General features: G+C 45.0%; 15 protein-coding genes and 2 tRNA genes. 8 read left to right on the forward strand and 9 right to left on the reverse strand.

Annotated elements, in window-relative coordinates:
* Positions 1-94 precede the first annotated feature (94 nt).
* The 3 genes from AB6E78_RS08595 to yejK all read right to left on the reverse strand — a co-directional run bounded on the left by AB6E78_RS08595 (position 95) and on the right by yejK (position 3,863).
* On the reverse strand, positions 95-1,273 hold the full coding sequence (locus tag AB6E78_RS08595; RefSeq protein ID WP_372051268.1) for a chemotaxis protein: 1,179 nt from the start codon (positions 1,271-1,273) through the stop codon (positions 95-97).
* 76 nt (positions 1,274-1,349) lie between these two features.
* On the reverse strand, positions 1,350-2,753 hold the full coding sequence (locus AB6E78_RS08600; protein WP_102398080.1) for an Hpt domain-containing protein: 1,404 nt from the start codon (positions 2,751-2,753) through the stop codon (positions 1,350-1,352).
* A gap of 105 nt (positions 2,754-2,858) precedes the next feature.
* A complete protein-coding gene (yejK, locus tag AB6E78_RS08605) occupies positions 2,859-3,863 on the reverse strand; it encodes a nucleoid-associated protein YejK (RefSeq protein WP_017061190.1) in 1,005 nt (334 codons plus the stop codon).
* Positions 3,864-3,947: 84 nt separating this feature from the next.
* On the opposite strand from yejK, the gene AB6E78_RS08610 reads away from it, so the two are divergent.
* The 4 genes from AB6E78_RS08610 (at position 3,948) to AB6E78_RS08625 (ending at position 6,747) form a co-directional block, all read left to right on the forward strand.
* Positions 3,948-4,175, forward strand: a complete 228-nt coding sequence (locus tag AB6E78_RS08610; RefSeq protein WP_004734063.1) for a YejL family protein — start codon at positions 3,948-3,950, stop codon at positions 4,173-4,175.
* A 28-nt stretch (positions 4,176-4,203) separates the two neighbouring features.
* Positions 4,204-6,012 (forward strand): DUF3413 domain-containing protein, encoded by a 1,809-nt coding sequence (locus tag AB6E78_RS08615; protein WP_017065981.1) that lies wholly within the window; start codon positions 4,204-4,206, stop codon positions 6,010-6,012.
* A 137-nt stretch (positions 6,013-6,149) separates the two neighbouring features.
* Positions 6,150-6,240 (forward strand) — tRNA-Ser (locus AB6E78_RS08620).
* Between the two features lie 416 nt (positions 6,241-6,656).
* Positions 6,657-6,747, forward strand: a tRNA-Ser gene (locus AB6E78_RS08625).
* Between the two features lie 75 nt (positions 6,748-6,822).
* Here AB6E78_RS08625 and AB6E78_RS08630 read toward each other — a convergent pair.
* Together AB6E78_RS08630 and AB6E78_RS08635 are read right to left on the reverse strand one after the other, a co-directional pair.
* Positions 6,823-8,949 (reverse strand): methyl-accepting chemotaxis protein, encoded by a 2,127-nt coding sequence (locus AB6E78_RS08630; RefSeq protein WP_372133136.1) that lies wholly within the window; start codon positions 8,947-8,949, stop codon positions 6,823-6,825.
* A gap of 193 nt (positions 8,950-9,142) precedes the next feature.
* A complete protein-coding gene (locus tag AB6E78_RS08635) occupies positions 9,143-10,063 on the reverse strand; it encodes a histone deacetylase (RefSeq protein ID WP_136979093.1) in 921 nt (306 codons plus the stop codon).
* A gap of 262 nt (positions 10,064-10,325) precedes the next feature.
* Here AB6E78_RS08635 and AB6E78_RS08640 point away from each other — a divergent pair, with 262 nt between their 5' ends.
* Together AB6E78_RS08640 and AB6E78_RS08645 are read left to right on the forward strand one after the other, a co-directional pair.
* Positions 10,326-11,012: an SDR family oxidoreductase gene (locus AB6E78_RS08640; RefSeq protein ID WP_136979094.1), complete on the forward strand. Its 687-nt coding sequence runs from the start codon at positions 10,326-10,328 to the stop codon at positions 11,010-11,012.
* Positions 10,990-12,021 (forward strand): DUF3080 domain-containing protein, encoded by a 1,032-nt coding sequence (locus AB6E78_RS08645; protein WP_372133133.1) that lies wholly within the window; start codon positions 10,990-10,992, stop codon positions 12,019-12,021. Before AB6E78_RS08640 ends, AB6E78_RS08645 begins: the two co-directional genes overlap by 23 nt.
* An 18-nt stretch (positions 12,022-12,039) precedes the next feature.
* Here AB6E78_RS08645 and AB6E78_RS08650 read toward each other — a convergent pair whose 3' ends face one another.
* From AB6E78_RS08650 to AB6E78_RS08660, 3 genes are all read right to left on the reverse strand, one after another.
* Positions 12,040-14,034 (reverse strand): DNA topoisomerase III, encoded by a 1,995-nt coding sequence (locus tag AB6E78_RS08650; protein WP_017063444.1) that lies wholly within the window; start codon positions 14,032-14,034, stop codon positions 12,040-12,042.
* A 115-nt stretch (positions 14,035-14,149) separates the two neighbouring features.
* Positions 14,150-14,698 (reverse strand): NAD(P)H nitroreductase, encoded by a 549-nt coding sequence (locus AB6E78_RS08655; RefSeq protein WP_017059376.1) that lies wholly within the window; start codon positions 14,696-14,698, stop codon positions 14,150-14,152.
* 207 nt (positions 14,699-14,905) lie between these two features.
* Complete coding sequence (locus tag AB6E78_RS08660) at positions 14,906-16,915, reverse strand: NADPH-dependent 2,4-dienoyl-CoA reductase (protein ID WP_017070327.1); 2,010 nt, start codon at positions 16,913-16,915, stop codon at positions 14,906-14,908.
* A gap of 279 nt (positions 16,916-17,194) precedes the next feature.
* Here AB6E78_RS08660 and sppA point away from each other — a divergent pair, with 279 nt between their 5' ends.
* Positions 17,195-19,045 (forward strand): signal peptide peptidase SppA, encoded by a 1,851-nt coding sequence (gene sppA / locus AB6E78_RS08665; RefSeq protein ID WP_372133130.1) that lies wholly within the window; start codon positions 17,195-17,197, stop codon positions 19,043-19,045.
* Between the two features lie 118 nt (positions 19,046-19,163).
* The gene (gene ansA / locus AB6E78_RS08670; RefSeq protein WP_017063439.1) at positions 19,164-20,180 is read left to right on the forward strand and encodes an asparaginase; all 1,017 of its coding nucleotides are present in this window, start codon (positions 19,164-19,166) and stop codon (positions 20,178-20,180) included.
* 143 nt (positions 20,181-20,323) lie between these two features.
* On the opposite strand, the gene AB6E78_RS08675 is transcribed toward ansA, so the two are convergent.
* Complete coding sequence (locus AB6E78_RS08675; protein WP_010437067.1) at positions 20,324-20,605, reverse strand: YeaC family protein; 282 nt, start codon at positions 20,603-20,605, stop codon at positions 20,324-20,326.
* Positions 20,606-20,697: the final 92 nt, after the last annotated feature.

A 20,697-nucleotide genomic window follows, 5' to 3' on the forward strand; every position in this document is an offset into this window, starting at 1 on the left:
AACGGTATGCTAAGAACAAAAATGCCGTTCACTCTTAAGTGAACGGCATTAGCCCTAGAGCGCTCTTTTTTGATCTGCTGATTTACTTATTTATCTATTTATTGGCGGTTCGTTTACCCAACCAGTAACCGATGCCTAACGGTGCAAAGAACACTACTAAGATAAACAGGATGAAGTAGATAATCACACCTTTGATTAACTCCATTAGCTTATCAATCGCCAGTACCACCACCTCTTGAGAGACGCGATCAAGGTCTTGCGTGAACAGTTCTCTTTCTGAAGTCACAATGCCGGCAATCTCGATGCGCTCTTTCGCAATCATCTCTACAAGTGCTTCTCTCTCACGTGTCACCATTTTTTCTAAAGCCACACGTTCATCGCTCAACATCGCCAGTTTTTGGTCTGTTTTGTCACTAAGATCATTGAGCAATGGCTGCATTTCTGTCGACATAATAGAGGCTAGCGTTTGCATGTATTCTGGGTTGTTCTCAATAAAGTCTTGCATGCTTGCTGATGTTTGACGAAGGCTTTCTAGCGTCATCGATAGGTCTTCACCCGTTAGCGAGCTATTCAATGCAACCAACTCAGCTTTCCACGTCATCAGTTTCGGTGTCTGGTCAGCCATTAAGCTTAAGCGGTCTGATGCATCGCTCATTGCTTCTGGCATGGTGCCTAAACTCTGGACGATTTGCGACTCGTCTTTACCAAGGTAACTTAGCCATTCACGGTAAGCAGGCGTGCTTCTGAATGTGAGATCTTTAAATGGGTGGCTAGCGGCAAACTGAGCAACGAACGCTTTGCTTTTTTTGAAATCACTGGAGTTCAATACACCCTTTGCCAATTTCTCTGCTTCTTGGTCAAGAAAACGAGCAGCCTCTACCGCATCATCCGTCGCGAATAGGTCCGCGCCATCGCCTTGGCTATAAAACTGATTCATTTGGGCAGTGAAAACCCACGAGTCAATTAACGCAGACATTGGGGAAGTTTGGTAAGCCGCTTGTTGTAATCCCTGCTCTGCATGGATCTTCCAAAGCAACACATAAGATTGATGTAAAGTGTCATCAGCAGGATAAAATTGCGCGATTAAATCAGCCGAGTCTTCTACTCGTGTAAAAAACATCTTGGCGTATTCACGCGTCATGAGCCGAGCATTTAACTCTTGTTGAGTGAGAGGCGTCGTTTGACTATCTAACTTAACTTCTAAGAGAGAACAACCACTTAGCACAATGCTAAGCACCAACACCATCCAACTTCGACTCGAAACTCGTAACATATAAACCTCTGACAAAGACTAAGGGCGCTGATTGTATGAGCGCTTCGTCAGAGTATTGTCAAAAATCCTGTAAAAGTTAACGCTGACTGTCTAAATATTCATGAGCAGAATCCACAGAGGCTTTTATAGCCTGCTCTAGTTCAGCTAAATCATGTTCACTGATCGCTCTGGACTGCTTCATTGTCATTTCAATGGTTGCGGCAATGATGGCTAACCGAGACGCTTTAATACTGCCAGCCACGCCTTTTAAGCTATGTACAATGCGAGCCGCGGAGGTTTCATCTTTGGTCAACAAAGACTTAAACTTCTCGTAGTCACCTGCGTGGTCTTGTACAAACACACCAAGCAAGAGTTCGACAGACTCAGCATCACCATCGAGCGTTTCTAACATGTCTTCGATATCAATCGCAGGCTTTGAATCTGTGACACTGGCAACGTGTTTCTCTACTACTGGCGCCTGTTCAGGGACTTGCTGAATAGAGTATTGCGGTACAACGGGTTGGCTTGTAACGTTAACGCTCTGCGGAGGTTGAGAGTCGGAAGACTGGCGCGTTGGCCTGTTCTCGGATACATAAGCGTCACTATCTGCTTGTTTCACTGCTGAGGAAACAACATCGCTATAAGAAGCGTCTTCCTTACTTGAATTAATTTCTAGTTCAGAGCTGAGTTCTTGGTCTGCTTCTTTCATCGTTTTTGTGGACCTAACGCCCCAAAACACTATCCCGCTCATCGCCACCAAGCTTAAGCCTAGCATCACCAACAATAGGTTGAATTGACGATCATGGAACTCAGCTTCGAGTTTTATGATCTGTTCATTTACTGAGTTTTTCTTAATCTTATCAACCAAATAGTTAAGCTGAGCGTAATCACTCAACAATGCTGACGCATCAGCCAGTAGTTGTTGGAGTGCATCTTGTTCTTCGTTTTCTAAGGAATAAGATTTTTCTAGAATGGAATCAAAGGCGCGATAAGTCGCTGACGAACTTTGATTTTCAGAATACATGGCTTCAAATACCACAACACCGAATTCGTTGAGGAGCGGTTTTAGCTGAGGGGAAAGCTCTTTATCAGCACGCAAGATCTTAATGTTATCAACGATGTCTTGAACTTGGCTTTCTATTGGAATGAACTCATCGAACTTTTCTAGGAACTGATCAGCTACGTACAACAGTTGGTTGACATCAGGACGAAACAAGGCGTGTTGGAAATCAGATTCAATCTGCAGTCGGATCGAATAAACCAACTGAGCATCGAGTGCGAGATCATTGATACGAGAGACTCGAAGCGGTTCTGAGAAATAAAGCGATTGCCTCAATTCGTTGACTCGAATACCGAGCTCTTCGATTTGAGCTAGAGAATTGGTGTAGGAACGGCTTAGATTAAGAAGAGCCAATGAAGGAAGTAACCACAGAGCCAAGAGCACAACCAAAAAGGTGGCTGGTTTTTTAAAGCGTTTGGGCTTTGCTACTGATTGTTCCATCTATATTCCTTGTGCGTGTTAACTTGAAGCCATGACCGTAGCTAAAAGATTAAGCACAAAATAAGCGACAACGTCCTGCTGCCGCTTTTATCCGTTAACTTCGGACTATGACTTATTGCGAGTCAGTTGGTCACGTAAGTTCGGTGGAGTGCCTTTAATCGTTAGCGTGTCTGTCTCCGGATCGTAAAAGATACGTTCGCCTAGAAGCAGACTATCAAAACTAACATTCAAACCGCCACCAGCACCAACAAATTTTGTTAGTTTACGCATAGTTGCGCGATCGGCTGGGAAGCTGTCTTCTAACTCGTAGCCTTGCTCACTAGTATAGTCAAAGAAGCTTGTGCCATCTGTGCTTGCTGGCAACTCACCAGAAAGTTCACGAACTTGTACTTCATCGCCCGCTTTAAGCTGCTCGTTACAGTAATCCGCAACCTGCTTTTTGTAGCTGATCGCTTCTTCTTTCTCTAATTTAGAGTCAGAAACGAAGTCTTCTACCGCTTGCATCAGTACTTGGTTCTGCTGTTTCGCATCCAAACCGACTTCAGCTTGTAAGAAATCTAAGAAGAAATCCGCGACTTTACGGCCAACACGTCCTTTAATATAAGTTAAGTAACGGTTTGACTCTTTATCAGTCTCATAAGTAGAAAGGTCTAGGCGAGCCGCGATATCCATTTTTGAGATATCAAGGTAGTCAGTCGCACTAATATCAAGCCCTTCAGTTACCTTTAGGCTTTGGTTTGAAGGCAATAAACCAATGAAAAGGTAATCTGTTGCAAGTGACTGATATTCAGCCATTACCAAGATACCTTCGTCAGCGAATGGGTACTTTGATAGTTCGTCTTTTAGACGTTGCGCACTCTTTTGAGAAAAATCGTAAAAGTTTGTCTCACCAGCACGAAGTTGATGCAACCACTGCTGGAATTCGCTGTCAGATTTGAAAGAACCAAACCCTTTGCCTGCTTTTGAATTAAAAACACGGTGAAGTTCAGCAACTAGGCTTTCAGATGAAGCATCGTTTTCTAGAGATTCAGCACGATAGTTAACAATCAGCTCATCCTGATCGTTCTTGCTCAGCTGGTGTAAAATTACGTTGGAAAGGTGAAGGCTCATAGTGAAAATATTACCGTTCAGGTTTCAGTTGTCGTGCATAGTAGGTTATCATAAGCCGCTTTTACTATCATTATTAGAGTCCTTATGCCGATTATATCTAAATACACAGATGATCAAGTTGAAAAAATCCTAGCTGAAGTAGGTGCTGTACTAACTAAGCACAAAGCTTCGCCAGAACTTTCACTGATGATCGCTGGAAATATCGCAACCAATGTCTTAAATCAGAATGTTGCTGCTTCACAACGCAAAGGAATTGCTGAAAAATTTGCCGAGGCTTTAATTTCTTCTCTTGAAGATAAAAAGTCTCACTAAATTTGATTGACGGATAAAAGAATTATAAATGGTAGACAGCGCAAACTCATATAGCGATCGTGTATCTCGACTGGTTGGTTGGGGTCACTGGTTTGCATTTTTCAACATCATTGCTGCGATGTTGATTGGTACTCGTTATATTACTCAATCTGCTTGGCCAGAAACCTTGCTAGGCCAATTCTATTTGGCTGCATCGTGGGTTGGTCATTTTGGCTTTTTAGTGTTCGCGCTCTATCTATTAGTGCTGTTCCCGCTCACTTTTATTCTTCCGTCGAGGAAGTTATTACGTTTGGTTGCCGTTATCTTCGCGACCATAGGTTTAACTGTCCTACTGATTGATACCCAAACGTATCAAAATATAAACCTCCACCTGACGCCTGTCGTGTGGGAGGTTTTATTCAGTGGAGAGGAATCTGCATTCACGTCTGATTTGCAGCACCTCTTCATTGTTATGCCGCTTATCTTCTTGCTGCAACTCGGTCTATCTGAGTGGGTTTGGCGTAAGCAGCGTAAACTGTCTCATAAACACATTGGACGTCCGATTACTGCCGTCTTCTTCTTGTGTTTCATCAGCAGCCACTTGACCTACATGTGGGCTGATGCGTACTTCTATAACCCAATTACTAGCCAGAAAGCGAACTTCCCACTGTCTTACCCAATGACAGCGAAAAGCTTTATGGAAAAACATGGCCTATTAGACCGTGAAGAGTACCTTGAGCGTTTAGAAGCGAACAAAGAGAATGTAAACCTAGTTAGCTACCCGCTAGAAAAAATTCAATACAACCGCCGCAGTGATGATCTTAATATCCTGATGGTGAGTGTGAACAACCTTCGCTCTGACGCTCTTAATGCGACAGCGATGCCAAACAGCTATGCCTACGCACAACAGTCGATCAACTTCACCAACCACTACAGTTCAAGTAACGATATGTTTGGTATTTTTGGCTTGTTCTACGGCCTACCGAGCAGCTACGCAAGCAGCATTGAAGCTCAGGGGTCAAGCGCAGTATTGCTCGATGTTTTAGAGAATCACGATTACAAGTTCGCTGCTTTCAGTGGCGACAACTTTAGTGATGCACTGTACTCGGATATCATCTTCCGAGGCCGTGATGTGATGCCAGAGCAAGCAACTTATGATGACCAGAGTGCCATAAAAGCTTGGTCTAACTGGATTCAATCACCGCAAGCTAAACGCCCTTGGTTTAACTTTATTGAATTAACCACACTGGATAACTTCGCCAGCTACGATTCAAGTTCAGAGTCGGACTCTACGCTAACGACAGCAGAGCGTTTTGCAGCAGACTATCAAAAGTCGGCGACAGCGGCCGATGCTCAGCTAGCAACTATCTACGCTGAACTGGAACGCTTAGAGCTTGCCGATAACACGGTGGTTATCATTACCTCTAACCACGGTACTGAGTTTAACGAAACCAAAACCAACAGCTGGGGTGCAAACTCCAACTACAGTCGTTATCAGTTACAAGTACCACTGTTTATCAGCTGGCCTGGCAAGTCTGCTTCTGAATACACCCACCGTTCTAGTCATCTAGACGTGTCAGTAACACTGATGCAAGAGCTATTGGGTGTATCTTCGAACCCAACAGATTTCAGTAGTGGTCGCAGCCTGTTTAATGAACGTAACAGAAAGTGGATTCTCGCGGGCGACTCTCGTGAACTTGCTCTTGTTACTGACCAGCAAACAACGGTGTTGGATAAATTTGGTAACTACAAATTGTACGACCAAAATTACAAGCGCCTGAAAAACGTAAGCCCTCGCTTACCTGTGTTGATGCAAGGCCTGACAGAGCTACAGCGTTTCTACACAAAAAATGACTAAATAATCAGCAAACAGCAAAGGGAAGCCAATGGCTTCCCTTTTTATTGCCGTGAATGATTAGAAAACAAGCAACAAAACAAAATTATGAAAATTAAGGGTTTACAAGATCCTCCACCCCTTATATTATTCACGCCACTGGAGGGATGGCTGAGTGGTCGAAAGCACCGGTCTTGAAAACCGGCAACCGTTAATAGCGGTTCTAGGGTTCAAATCCCTATCCCTCCACCACTTTAAAGAAAGCCGCTGAGAAATCAGCGGCTTTTTTGCATCTGAAGCTTTTTAAAATATAAAGCTCATCTAACAAAACTCTCTACAGTCCCAGTTTCAAACCCATTCACTTTATACCTAGTTTTAAATTCCGATCTCACCGTTCTAAACTAAAAGTTCATGCGCCTAAGCCACTCCCCTCATAACTTTACCTGCAAGCCAATTAGATACTTTTTTTTAATAGCACAGAAACACTTCACGTATAACAAAAGTTGGGAATACTTGGCTTATTGAATATTAGATTTTGTCGGCTTCTTAATAAACCGAACAATAAATAATCATTCAGAACAAAAACACCAAAAAGCGTTCATAAAAAAAGCAGTCAGTTAATAAGGGTATTTACAAGCGAAAGCCACCCTTATATTATACGCGCCATTGGAGGGATGGCTGAGTGGTCGAAAGCACCGGTCTTGAAAACCGGCAACCGTTAATAGCGGTTCTAGGGTTCAAATCCCTATCCCTCCACCACATTAAAGAAAGCCGCTGAGAAATCAGCGGCTTTTTTGTATCTGGCGTTTGCGTAAAGAACTTACGTATTTTCCACTACGCCACCTTTCGGCTCACTTCAAAACGCCCAATCAATTGGTCTAAACGGCTCAATGCATTGCCCATCAAGGACACTCGACGTGCGAGTTGCTTAGTAGACAGTTGTAAGTCAGATATTGAACGTTGGGCTTTATCTGCCGTTTGTCCATTTTTCTGACTGTTTTCATCTAAGTTAGACATCGTGGTAAAGAGGTCACTCACCGCTGATTGAATTTGCTCACTGCGAGCATTTGAGTCGACTGTTAAGTTTCCTTTACTCACATTCTCGACACCTCGCTCCATGGACTCAACAGCACTGCGAGACTTACTATGCAGCTCTTTCATTAGGTCACTAATATGGTTAGCAGCTTGTGAAGTTCGGTCAGCCAGAGTTCTTACTTCAGAAGCGACGACAGAGAACCCTCTCCCGTGTTCACCTGCTCTTGCCGACTCAATGGCGGCATTCAAGGCCAAAAGGTTAGTCTGCGCGGTAATGTCAGTAATGATATCTATAATGTCAGACACCTTAGTCATTTCATTATTCACCTCATTCACGCTATGCGCCGAGCTTTCTACGATATTGCGAACAATCTCCATGCCTTCGACGGACTGATTGTATTCCTTCTCCGCACTCAGAACGGCTTGTTTCATCACCGTGTCCATTTGCGTTGCTGAGACACTCGCATGAGTAATTTCGCTCTGTTGATACTGACTCAACTGAAGCATATTGCTTAACGCTTGTGATGCATCATCACTGGTTTGCTTCATCACGACACTGCGACGAAACATCGATTCCGAAACCTCTCTAACTTCGTGACTCGCATGGATCAACTCACTCACCGTGTTATCTAAATTGTCGATAAAACTATTAGTCCAACGCCCTAGGTTGCCAAGTTCATTATGACTGAATGTTGTGGGATCAAGCCTCCGACTTAAGTTGCCATCACCTTCGGCTAAGGTCTGCATTACCCCGGTCATTTCGTGAATCTTCTTCGCTAGTGGTTTGGCGCTAACTAAACGGAATAAGCCCAATGAGATCAACGCGCAAGCGAACATAATGCCACTCTGCATAAAAGGTGTGAGTGTATAAAGGTTGGCAAACAGTAATGGAATAAATAGAGGCAGTAGCATGCAGCTGATGAAGTGTTTAGATAAGGTATAACTTAGGCTTCGGTCTCTGTAGACCTCTTCTAAATCGGACTCACACATCATGCCAAAGGTATCTGGTGAACCATCCAATTGAAAGGTGATACCTTTACCAATAACCGGTATGTGGCGATAGTCGGAATACCCCGGATAACCTATAAACAGGTTACTGCCATTTTTAATGGTTTCTCTTACGCCTGGGTGAAGCTGATTAGTGGCTGGGTCTGTAAAGCGAATCTCAAATTCGGTGTGGTGCTGGATCTTAACCGTTCCCCAATCAGTATGAATCCCTTGCTTTAAGTTCTCGCCGTGTGAAAAGGTATTATCTTCAAAGCGAGAACGAGAGAGCGCAACACCCGGCTGAGTATGAGGATCATGAATGGAGTCGACCATAAAGATATAGTTATCACCCGACTCGCTATAAATATGCCCCGCTTCTCTTTGAATAATGTCACCAATAACATCATTTGGAACACGACCACATAGGAATTGCGGCGCCCCTTCATCCCGAGAAAAGGGGACATAAAACATCAGCGTTACTTGGTCATGAAACGATGAACTCGAAGCCCCTACGTTCAACGTGCGCTGATCCATATACGGCCCATGCAGATAACGCTTTGAAGCCCCTTCAACTAAAGCCTTCTTGTCTCCAAGGTTAACCCCTACATGCTCATGATAACTCGATGCTTGTGCTATCCCCTTAGCATCGACGATCGCCAACTCAGAAAAATCCGTACTGCGTTTAAGAAGGCTAGATAACGTCCCCTGTGCTTGCTCTTCCGTTCGACTTGCCAAATAAACAGCAGAGTCTTCTAAAAAGTCCCATTGATTCTTGACCCAGTTATGCAGAAGTTGAACTCGCGTGTGAGCAATACTTTCAAAAGCTTGTTCAAGCTCCTCCGTCCTACTTCGATTGAGGAAACAAGCTCTGCGCATAGCCAGTTTTCCTGTTGCGCCAAACCAATTAAGCCAACTACGTTCCTTGTCCGTCAGGTTCATTTTTATCCCTTGTGTTTTTATAGACACATGGGTAAAGCAATTTACAGACCACAATTAATCACACAAATACGTAACTAATTAATAAAAAAGCACTTTATATGAATCACAATGGTGCAACCGTGTCTTTTATGGTGCAAGATACGCTTATTTCACACCATCATTTCAATGAGCTATCAGGCGCTAATTTGAGAGGTTAACCGTAAACATGATAAGCCGCTTTTAACAGCTGCATGTGAATCGGCACCAAATCTTGATGTTGAGTTCGATATCCGCCACCGACTACGCAGGCCATCGGAACAGACTCTGATTTCGCTAATTCAATCATGAAACAGTCGCGCTCAAATATCCCTTGTGTCGAGACATTCAAATAACCCAATTCATCGTCTTGATGGATATCGATCCCCGCATCATAAATAATCAGATCAGGTTGATGGTGAGCAATCGCTAACTTAGTGACTTGTTCAAAACAACGTAGGAACTCTTCATCTTCTGTTTCACGACTTAATGGCACATCTAAATCGGATAGCGGCTTTCGTGCAGGGAAGTTTTTATCGCAGTGGAACGACAGAGTAATGATGTCGTCGTTGTCTTGGCAAAGAGTTGCTGTGCCATCACCATGATGAACGTCGCTATCAACGATCAGCACTTTATCGATATGTTCAAAGGTCAGCGCGTGTTTTGCCGCTAAAACCAAATCGTTCAACAAACAAAAGCCACTTCCAAAATCATGATGCGCATGATGATAACCACCACTCAAATGAATCGCTAAACCAGTCTCTATTGCCATTTCAGCGGCCAAGCAGGTTCCACCACTTGAGTAGAGTGTTCTTTCGATAAGTTGCTCGCTCCACGGGAAACCGATACGTCTCATCTTTGCTGCAGGTAACTTACCAGACACGAGCAAATCAACATATTCGCTATCATGTACCTGTTTTACTTGCTCAACCGAAACCGGCGTTGGTTGGCACACTTCAAACTTGCACTTCCATCGAGGTTCGCTATTCATCAGCGCCTCAACAGCACTATGCAACAACTGATATTTGTTGATTGGGTAGCGATGACCTTCTGGTAAAGGTAACTGTGAATAGATTGGGTGGTAAATTAAAGGAATCATAATCAGGCTAATTGCGTATCTTTCTCAAAATCATAACAGCCTCAAACTTGGCGACAACCTTAATTAATGATAATGGTTATCATTGTTATTAATTATAAAGTAGAGACCATAATGAAAAACGTAATACTCATCTTTGGGGTGATCTGCGGCTCAGCGGCAGCAGTAATGATTTTTGTAGGAATGCTAATGGCCAGTTGGTGGAGCGTTGATTTTCTCGTGTTAAGCCATCAAACTTAACTAATTGAACTTAAAAGGAATCACCATGAGCGTTATTTTTATTACTGGAGCGAACCGCGGCATTGGCTTAAGCCTGACTCGACAATACTTGGAAAGTAATCACAAGGTGTACGCGACTTATCGTGATGACAATTCAGCAAAAGAACTGCTCTCACTCGCAGACCACAACACCAACCTTACCTGTATTCAATTAGAGATAACCGATTACCAAGCAGTAAGCCAACTCCCTTCGCAAATAGAGTCGATTGATATCTTGATCAACAACGCTGGCTACTATGGCCCTAAAGGCTACGGGCTGGGTAATACCGATGTTGAAGAGTGGCGTCGTGTATTCGAAGTCAACACCATCGCTCCACTAAAGCTTGTCGAAACGCTATTGCCTCTACTAGAAGGCAGCGATATCAAAAAGGTCGCTTGTTTATCCTCTAGAGTCGGCAGTATGTCAGAGAACACCTCAGGCGGCGGTTACATCTATCGCTCCTCTAAAGCCGCTCTAAACTCCGTGGTGAAGAGCCTAAGCAACGACTTAACCGATGATGGCTTTACGGTGTTAGCACTGCATCCAGGTTGGGTGCAGACTGAAATGGGTGGCCCTAATGCTCTGATCGACACCGACACTTCAGCTTCCGGCCTGATTGAAGTCATCGAGTCAGCGAATACCGAAGTGAGTGGTCACTTCTTCAATTTCGATGGCAGCGAAATTGACTGGTAATCCACAGATGAATGCAGGGCATCTCTCAAACCTAGTTAAGCACTCAACGCTGTTTTGTCTAACAGTGATGCTAGCTGGCTGTTTCAGTGATGGCCCCAGCGACTTGTTCGACGACTATCAAACAAAGATAGCCAGAGTACAAGATGCTGACGAGATAATAGAGGAATGGGAATTTGAAAGCCTACCGAGAAAACGAGAACTGCTGCTTGACGTGCCCTCACTCTCTATCGGCCTCATCGACAGCTACCAGCTTCGTCAGTGTGGATTGTTCAATCTGATTGCAGAAAGAAATTCGGTTCTGGGCAAGGTCGCGGATGAGTTTCGTAATTACGATTATCAAGTCGCGCTACTTGAAGGCGTGGGCAAGTGTTTATCCAGTAATGAATTAGACCCAGAGATCGTAGAATTACTAAGACAAATTGAGCAACAGAAACTCGCACAGTTTCCACTGCATCAATGGAATCTCATCTATGCCAGCGATGCTATGCAGTCACAAATGCGGGGTAGTCAGTGGTTACGCGCTGATATAGGCGATCAGGTACGACAAACCAGTGATGCGTTAGAACACATCAATCAAGCGTTAAACACATCGCTCGTTTCCGGCAAAACCACTGAGGTTCAAGAAGTATTAGAGAAGAGTTCGACCCTTGGGGATTTATACTACTCGCTCGCTCGGGCGTCAGTTGAGCTTGATACCATCACCAAACAGCTGACAACTTTTGATGACAAGATCATCTGTGGTAAACAACGAGACACCACTAAGTTCCGCTATCTCAACAATGTGTTCGAGCAACAATACATAGGTAAGGTTCAGCCTTACATGGCGCAACTGGATGGCTACTATCAGCACATAGCCCCGCAACTAGGAATGTTTGACGCGCAACCTGAACTGCACAGTTATTACTTTCCCATCCAAGATGCACATCAAGCCTTTCGATCATCCACTCGTCGCCATGTTGACTATTGGCAGCAACTGTTTAAACGTTGTGGCCGTAAAGTCGGTCGCTAATCCTAACCTCAATAAGTCTTAGCTTTTAGTGCTCTTTTTAGCGGAAGTACCTTTCTTAGCATACGTACCTGTCTTGGCGTAAGACTTCTTCGCCCCACCGCCTTTACGGCGTTTGAAGGCAGGTCTCTCGACTTTAGGAAGGTGGCGGAGTGATTCAGGAACTTCTCCCGTTTTTACTTTACCCATTAAACCATCAATCTTGCTTTCTAACGCTTGCATGAAAGGCTGATACGCTTGATTTCGTTCTGCCATGCCTTGCAGCTGGTGCTCCCAATGTGCCGTCATGTCTGGGAAGGTAGAATCCTCAGGTAAGGCATGAATCAAGCCTCTGCCCGCAGGGCTACTGTGAATACTCTTACCTTGGCGCGTTAGCAGCTGCCTTTTGAATAGAGTATCTAGAATACCCGCACGGGTTGCTTCTGTGCCAAGGCCATCGGTTTCTTTCAAAATGGCTTTGAGATCTTTGTTCGCAACAAAACGCGCGATACCTGTCATCGCTTGAAGCAATGTCGCTTCCGTGAAGTGTTTTGGTGGCTCAGTTTTCTTATCACCAATCACGCCTTCACGGCACGTCAACACCGTACCTTTATCCAATGGAGGAACCGTATCCGTGCCATCCCCTTTTTCTTCGGTATCCGTTTTACCCATCAACACCTTCCAACCCGGGTTGATAAGCTGACGCCCTTTTGCGATGAACACGCCACCAGCGATATCAAAGACCAGCTTAGCATCAGCAAAAACCGCAGGTGGGTAAAACTGCATTAGATACTGACGAGCGATTTGCTGATAGATTTTCATCTCGTTGGCAGACAGGCCGTTCACCGATGACTTCTTCGGAGTAGGAATAATCGCGTGGTGAGCATCGACCTTACTGTCGTTCCATGCTTTTGATTTAAGAGAAAGGTCCGCACCTTGAGCGCCACTTTGCAGCTCTTTCGCATTGTTAGCGATAGCATCAACGATCGATTCTCGCTGCGAGTAGTGCTCTTTAGGTAGATAGCGGCTATCAGAACGTGGGTAAGTGATGAGTTTGTGTTTCTCGTACAATGACTGACACGTATCTAACACCTGTTGAGCACTCATACCAAAACGCTTAGACGCATCAATCTGCAAGGCTGACAGCGAGTAAGGCAGTGGCGCAGCTTGTTTACTTTGCTTTTGCTCTGATTCCGTCACCGTCGCGGGTTGATTCGCAATTCGGTTAGCCACATTCTCAACCAGCTTTCGATTGAGCACGCGCCCTTCTTCATCTTGCCATGGTTTACATGCTTCGCTTGGCTTCCAACGCGCACGAATATCAAAGCTCTGGCCGTGATTTTGATAAGGGATCAAAGCGTGCAAAGTGAAGTAATCTTTCGGAATAAAGTTTTCGATCTCTTCATCGCGCCTTACCACCAAACCAAGTACAGGCGTTTGTACTCGCCCGACCGACAACACACCTTGGTAGCCAGCCTTTTGACCGAGTAAGGTATAAGCACGAGTCATGTTCATGCCATACAGCCAATCGGCTCTAGAGCGCGCTAATGCGGAAATAGAAAGCGGAATAAAGTCACGGTTGCTGCGCATTTGAGAAAGTGCACGTTTTACGGCAGGTAAGTTCAAGTCGCTGATCAGTAGCCTGTCCATCGACTCTTTCTTAGCCTTAGAGACTTTGCAGTAATCAATCACTTCATCAACCAGCAACTGCCCTTCTCTATCCGGGTCTCCGGCGTGAACAATTTGAGTGGCGTCCTTCAATAGCTTTCGGATCACCGTGAGCTGTTTGCTTGAAGTCTTACGCGGTCTTAGCTGCCATTGCTCCGGCACGATAGGAAGATCGGCTAAATTCCACTTCTTATAACGGTCGTCATAAGCATCCGGCTCAACCTGCTCCAATAAGTGTCCAATACACCAAGTCACCACATCCCCATTGCCACATTTGATAAACCCTTGGTCTTTCTTTTGTGGATTAGGTAGTGCAGCGGCGATCGCGCGGCCGAGGCTTGGTTTTTCAGCAATAATAAGGCGAGACATGTTTTTCCAGATGCTACAAACAATTAGAGCCACATTATCTAATGTGGCTCTAATAAATCAAGAAAAACTGGTTGTTTATACAGTTAGCATTCCACTATTCAAGCTTCAGCTTTCTTTATAAAAACTCAACGAACTTAGAGAAGTCGCGCTCTGGCACTTTCATTGGTGTACAGCCTGGAGTGCCTAGGTATAGGAAGCCAACAATTTCATCGTCGCCTTCTAGGCCAAATGCTTGGTGTACTTCTGGGTGGAACATCCATTTACCTGAGCGCCAAAAGCCTTGGAAACCTTGTGCGACTGCGGCCATTTGCATCGCCTGTGCAGCACAACCCGCAGACAGATGTTGTTCGATAGCAGGCACTTTCTCGTGCTCAGTTACTTTGGCAATCACAGTAATCACCATCGGAGCTCGGAACGGCGCTTTTTTTACTTTCTCGATAACCGCTTCTTCGCTGTCATCCGCTTCAGCGGCGCGCACCAAGATGTCTGAAAGCTTTTGTAGGCCTGAACCTTGCGCGATAACAAAGCGCCATGGTGTTAGTGCACCGTGGTCTGGAGCACGCAGCCCTGCTTTGATGATGTTTTCTAACGCCACACCTTCAGGTGCCGGATCAGAGAGTTTTGCGATTGAGCGTCTGTTGAGCAATAGATCCAAAGCATCCATTTGAAGTCCTTACTATTTCTTTATTATTTGTATACTTGAACTTTAGCACAGAATACAAACGATAATAAATCTCAACCGCTGTCCATTTAGGCTAGATTAGAAACAATAAAGGCTCCTAAATCTATGACTTAGGAGCCTTGTTCAAAATCTAACTCAGCAAATTAAGTAACAATATCTACTGATAAGATTACAGTTTGATAGCTGATTCTATAACTTAATCGCTAGCTCAACACCTTGACGAATTGCGCGTACTGCATCCAATTCACCCGCGTAATCGGCGCCGCCTATCACATGCAGTTTGCCACCAAACTCTTGCCACATGTCTTCGAATGGACGAACTGACACCTGACCTGCACATACGATAACCGAGTCAGCATCCAGCACCTGCTCTTTCTTACCAACGCTGATATGCAGACCTTGGTCATCAATCTTGTTGTAGCTCACGCCACCCAGTAGATTAACACCGCGTTTTTCTAGTGTGCGTTTGTGAATCCAGCCTGTAGTTTTGCCCGGACCTTTACCAACACGACCCGCTTTACGCTGCATCACCCACACCGTTTTATCGCTGAATGAATCAGGGTAAGGGTAAAGTCCGCCTGGGTGTTCCATGTTCTTATCGATGCCCCACTCATGCAGCCAATCGTCTAGGCTGTGTGAAGTCGGTTCTGTCAGCATGGTTGCCACATCGACACCAATACCACCAGCACCAACAATCGCGACCTTTTCGCCTACTGGTGTCTTTTCGCGAATCAAGGTTTGGTAATCGACCACGTTTTCTTGGTCAATGCCCTCAATATCGAGCTTTCTTGGCTCTACGCCAGCCGCCATCACGACTTCATCGTACTTCAACAACATCTCAAACGTTGCCTCAGTATCCAGTTTCAGGTTCACGCCTGATGCGTCGATTTGGTTAGCAAAGTAGCGAATCGTTTCTCTGAATTCTTCTTTACCCGGAATCTGCATTGCCAATCTAAACTGACCGCCGATACGGTCATTTTTCTCAATCAAGTCAACCTTATGCCCACGCTGAGCTAAAGTCGTTGCACAGGCTAAACCGGCTGGGCCTGCGCCGACAACCGCAATGGTCTTAGTCGCTTGCGCTGGCTGAACAACAATTTCAGTCTCGTAACAAGCGCGTGGGTTCACCAAACAGCTCGCACGTTTACCTTTAAACACGTTATCAAGGCAAGCTTGGTTACAACCGATACAGGTATTGATGAACTGAGCTTGGTCTTGAGCTGCTTTATTAACAAAATCCGGGTCTGCCAAGAATGGACGCGCCATAGACACCATATCAGCCTGCCCAGAGCTAAGAATACGTTCGGCCTCTTCTGGCGTATTAATTCGGTTACATGTCACCACTGGGATCGACACGTATGGTTTCACTTTTTCCGTCACCCAAGAGAATGCACCACGTGGTACTTGTGTCGCGATAGTCGGAACACGCGCTTCATGCCAACCGATGCCGGTATTGATAATAGTCACGCCTGCTTCTTCCAGCTTTTGAGCCAATAGAACAACATCTTCAAAGGTGCTGCCTTGCTCAACCAAATCCAGCATCGACAGTCGGAAAATAATAATGAAGTCGTCACCCACTGCTTCGCGAATCGATTTAACAATCTCCAGCGGGAAACGCATGCGCTTCTCATAAGAACCGCCCCATTCGTCGTAACGCATATTGGTACGTTTACAGATGAATTGGTTAATCAAGTAACCTTCAGATCCCATAATCTCAATGCCGTCGTAACCCGCGACTTGGGCGAGTTCGGCACTGTTGGCAAAGGCACCAATGGTCTTTTTGATCTGACGAGGGCTCATCTCACTCGGTGCGAACTTAGCGATTGGCGCTTTAATACCCGAAGCACTTTGCGCGAATGGGTGCATGGCATAGCGGCCAGCATGCAGCAACTGAAGGGCAATCTTACCGCCATGCTTGTGCACGGCCTCGGTAACAACTTGGTGAGCTTTTGCATGCTTCACTTTACTGAATTCAGCACTAAATGGGGTTAATCTGCCACGTAAATTAGGAGAGAAACCACCGGTAACAATAAGGCCAACGCCTCCTTTTGCTCGCTCTTCATAAAACGCGGCGAGTTTGTGGAGACCTTCTTTATTTTCTTCTAAACCTGTATGCATTGATCCCATCAATACACGGTTACGTAACTGGGTAAATCCAAGATCGAGTGGTTCAAGTAAATGTGGGTACATGGCAGACATCACTTCTATTATTTTATCCTTGTGGTCTGACCACAGTATAGTTCAATTACCAAAAGTTCAAACAACCGTTTACATTTTTGTAACACCGATCATAATGCTGCACGTATTAATCGTTCAGAAGCCCTTAATTTGACTACACTTAATGAGAATATATATCGATTAACAATTCTTGGTGTAGTTTGAGCTTGGGAATTATCGTAGGATACTAAGCAGTTCATATTATTGAGATTAATGGTACTACGGCTTGTTAAAGCGACGTAATCTCACTGCGGAGACAGAATGAAAAAAATATTCAAATTTATAGGCATGTTCTTTAAAGGGATTTGGAAGCTCATTACGTTTGTACGTCTTGCGCTGGTTAACCTAGTCTTTTTACTCAGTATCGCCATCATCTACTTTGTGTACTTCCATTCAGATACGGCTCAACCGACGGTTCCTCAGGATTCGGCTTTAGTGCTTAATCTGTCTGGCCCTATTGTGGAACAAAGCCGCTATATCAATCCGATGGATTCGGTCACAGGTTCACTACTTGGCAAAGACCTTCCAAAAGAGAACATCCTGTTTGATATCGTTGAAACGATTCGCTACGCAAAAGACGATGACAAGGTTACTGGTATCGTTTTAGCTCTCAAAGAGCTGCCAGAAACCAACCTGACCAAGCTACGCTACATTGCTAAAGCATTGAATGAGTTCAAAGCAACAGGCAAACCGATTTATGCGGTGGGTGACTTTTACAACCAAAGCCAATACTACCTAGCCAGCTACGCAACTAAGGTCTTCCTATCACCAGATGGTGGGGTTCTTCTTAAAGGCTATAGCGCTTACTCGCTTTACTACAAAACGTTGTTAGAGAAACTAGACGTAAACACGCACGTGTTCCGTGTGGGCACTTATAAGTCAGCTATTGAGCCTTTCATTCGTGATGACATGTCAGACGCAGCGAAAGAGTCCGCTTCTCGTTGGTTAAGCCAACTATGGGGTGCGTACGTTGATGACGTCAGCAACAACCGTCAAATAGACGCTAAGACACTGAACCCAAGCATGGACACCTTCTTGAAAGAACTTGAGTCTGTGTACGGTGACATTGCAAAACTGGCCGAGAAACTTGGCTTAGTGGATGAGCTAGCGACACGCCAGCAAGTTCGACTAGAGCTTGCCGATGTTTTCGGCAGTGACGGCCAAGACAGCTACAACGCGTTTGGTTACTACGAATACCGTACAACCATGCTTCCAAACATGACTAGTGAATCACACGACGTTGCCGTGATTGTAGCGAGCGGCGCAATTATGGATGGCAAGCAACCACGTGGCACCGTTGGCGGCGATACCACAGCAGCCCTACTGCGCCAAGCACGTAACGACGATAAAGTGAAAGCGGTTGTACTTCGTGTCGATAGCCCAGGTGGCAGTGCCTTTGCTTCTGAAGTTATCCGTAATGAAATAGAAGCGATCAAGCAAGCGGGTAAACCGGTTGTTGTGTCGATGTCGAGCCTTGCTGCTTCGGGTGGTTACTGGATCTCGATGGGTGCGGATAAGATCCTAGCTCAGCCAACCACACTAACGGGTTCAATTGGTATCTTCAGTGTTATCACCACCTTCGAAAAAGGGTTGAACGATATTGGTGTTTACACTGATGGCGTTGGCACCTCACCTTTCTCAGGTCTTGGTATTACAACTGGACTTAGCGATGGCGCGAAAGACGCGTTCCAAATGGGCATTGAAAACGGATACCGCCGATTCATCAGCCTAGTTGGAGAAAATCGCGGTCTGGAAGTCGATGCTGTCGACAAGATTGCTCAAGGTCGAGTTTGGACAGGTCAAGATGCGATTCAGAAAGGCTTAGTCGATGAGATTGGTGATTTCGATGATGCGGTTGCAGCTGCGGCTTCACTTGCAGAGCTTGAAAGCTACAACATCTACTGGGTAGAAGAGCCACTTTCGGCCACTGAACAATTTATTCAAGAATTTATGAACCAAGTTCAGATGTCGATAGGCCTAGATATTCAATCGATGATACCAAGCAGTTTACAGCCTGTTACTCAGCAGTTAGCTCAAGATAGCCAGCTGTTAGGCAGCTTTAACGACCCACAAGGCCGATACGCTTTCTGCTTAAATTGCCAAGTTCAATAAGTTGAGCCAATAACTCAATGACTAAGGGGTACCTCTGTGTGAGGTGCCTCTTTTTATTGCATGATAATTCGCTATAATCGCCCCCCTGTTCCCTACATCACACTAAGTATTAATCGCCATGGAAAGAAAACACATCTATATCGCGTACACCGGCGGCACAATTGGCATGCAGAAGTCTATTGACCACGGCTATGTTCCAGTCGCAGGTTTCATGGATAAGCAGCTAGCTGGCATGCCTGAATTCCATCGCCCAGAGATGCCTAAGTACACCATTCACGAATACTCTCCATTAATGGACTCTTCAGATATGACGCCACTTGATTGGCAGACTATCGCTGATGACATTCGCGCGAACTACGATAAGTACGATGGTTTCGTTATCCTGCATGGCACAGACACTATGGCTTACACTGCCTCTGCACTGTCTTTCATGCTTGAAAACCTCGGCAAACCTGTGATTGTTACGGGCTCTCAGATCCCACTAGCAGAGCTTCGTTCAGACGGACAAGCAAACCTGCTGAATGCGCTACACATTGCCGCAAACTACCCTATCAACGAAGTGACACTGTTCTTCAACAACAAGTTGATGCGTGGTAACCGCAGCACAAAATCACACGCAGATGGCTTCAATGCGTTTACGTCTCCAAACCTGAATCCATTGCTAGAAGCGGGTATCAATATCCAACTTAGCAATAACGTAAAGGTAAACGAACAACCTAAAGGTGCTTTCAAGGTTCATAACATTACTCCGCAACCTATCGGCGTAATCACAATGTACCCAGGCATCTCACACGAAGTTATCCGTAACACGCTATTACAACCTGTTAACGCGATGATTCTGCTTACTTTCGGTGTGGGTAACGCACCACAAAACCCAGAACTGCTTCAGCACCTGAAAGATGCCTCAGAGCGCGGTGTTATTGTGGTGAACCTAACTCAATGTTTGGCTGGTAAAGTCAACATGGGTGGTTACGCGACAGGTTGTGCACTAGCAGAAGCGGGCGTGGTGAGTGGTTACGATATGACACCAGAAGCGGCACTGGCGAAGTTGCATTATCTATTAAGCCAAAACCTAGGCTACGAAGAAGTGAAGGCTCAGATGCAACAAGTATTGCGCGGTGAGATGAGCTTATAACCTGTTCAAGGATTCACGTTAAAGCCAGTTATTCTATGAAAGTAACGGCGGCTTAACGTGAACTAAATCGTTTTATTGCTTATAAATAAACGAGTTAAACTAAAAGGGGTGGCACATTGCCACCCCTTTGTTGTAATTTAAGCTTAATGATTCGGGTTAACCCTAACAATGTCTTCTTGATCTGACTTAAACTGTTTCTTTAGTTCAGACTTAGATTTAAAGCTAATCTCACCACCAGCTGCAATTGTCATATGTTGAGCTTCAGAGTTATGTTTAGATTGGTATAACATAACCGCTTGCATACACGAGTCGCGCTGTTCTTTTGAGAGCGCCGTACCTTCTGGCCATTTACCCGTTTCAACTGCGTAGGTTAAACGTTCGTAGACCTCGGGTGTCATTGCGCTAAGAAGTTGTTCTGCATCCATGGTAAAGCCTTAGTTTTAACAATTTTCACCAGAAAATAACCCGTAACAGAATTGAGTCAAGAACCTGACCGATAATAAGTGCATCTGATCAC

Source organism: Vibrio sp. 10N.247.310.98 (assembly GCF_041467395.1).
GTDB classification, from domain to species: domain Bacteria; phylum Pseudomonadota; class Gammaproteobacteria; order Enterobacterales; family Vibrionaceae; genus Vibrio; species Vibrio crassostreae_C.

Excerpts from the sequence above, each read along its gene's own strand:
- AB6E78_RS08650 (WP_017063444.1), bottom strand. The coding sequence starts at position 14,034 with ATGTCTCGCCTTATTATTGCTGAAAAACCAAGCCTCGGCCGCGCGATC.
- AB6E78_RS08645 (WP_372133133.1), top strand. The coding sequence starts at position 10,990 with ATGGCAGCGAAATTGACTGGTAATCCACAGATGAATGCAGGGCATCTC.
- AB6E78_RS08640 (WP_136979094.1), top strand. The coding sequence starts at position 10,326 with ATGAGCGTTATTTTTATTACTGGAGCGAACCGCGGCATTGGCTTAAGC.
- AB6E78_RS08615 (WP_017065981.1), top strand. The coding sequence starts at position 4,204 with ATGGTAGACAGCGCAAACTCATATAGCGATCGTGTATCTCGACTGGTT.
- AB6E78_RS08600 (WP_102398080.1), bottom strand. The coding sequence starts at position 2,753 with ATGGAACAATCAGTAGCAAAGCCCAAACGCTTTAAAAAACCAGCCACC.
- AB6E78_RS08660 (WP_017070327.1), bottom strand. The coding sequence starts at position 16,915 with ATGTCTGCCATGTACCCACATTTACTTGAACCACTCGATCTTGGATTT.
- AB6E78_RS08675 (WP_010437067.1), bottom strand. The coding sequence starts at position 20,605 with ATGGATGCAGAACAACTTCTTAGCGCAATGACACCCGAGGTCTACGAA.
- AB6E78_RS08635 (WP_136979093.1), bottom strand. The coding sequence starts at position 10,063 with ATGATTCCTTTAATTTACCACCCAATCTATTCACAGTTACCTTTACCA.
- yejK (WP_017061190.1), bottom strand. The coding sequence starts at position 3,863 with ATGAGCCTTCACCTTTCCAACGTAATTTTACACCAGCTGAGCAAGAAC.
- ansA (WP_017063439.1), top strand. The coding sequence starts at position 19,164 with ATGGAAAGAAAACACATCTATATCGCGTACACCGGCGGCACAATTGGC.
- sppA (WP_372133130.1), top strand. The coding sequence starts at position 17,195 with ATGAAAAAAATATTCAAATTTATAGGCATGTTCTTTAAAGGGATTTGG.
- AB6E78_RS08610 (WP_004734063.1), top strand. The coding sequence starts at position 3,948 with ATGCCGATTATATCTAAATACACAGATGATCAAGTTGAAAAAATCCTA.
- AB6E78_RS08655 (WP_017059376.1), bottom strand. The coding sequence starts at position 14,698 with ATGGATGCTTTGGATCTATTGCTCAACAGACGCTCAATCGCAAAACTC.
- AB6E78_RS08630 (WP_372133136.1), bottom strand. The coding sequence starts at position 8,949 with ATGAACCTGACGGACAAGGAACGTAGTTGGCTTAATTGGTTTGGCGCA.
- AB6E78_RS08595 (WP_372051268.1), bottom strand. The coding sequence starts at position 1,273 with ATGTTACGAGTTTCGAGTCGAAGTTGGATGGTGTTGGTGCTTAGCATT.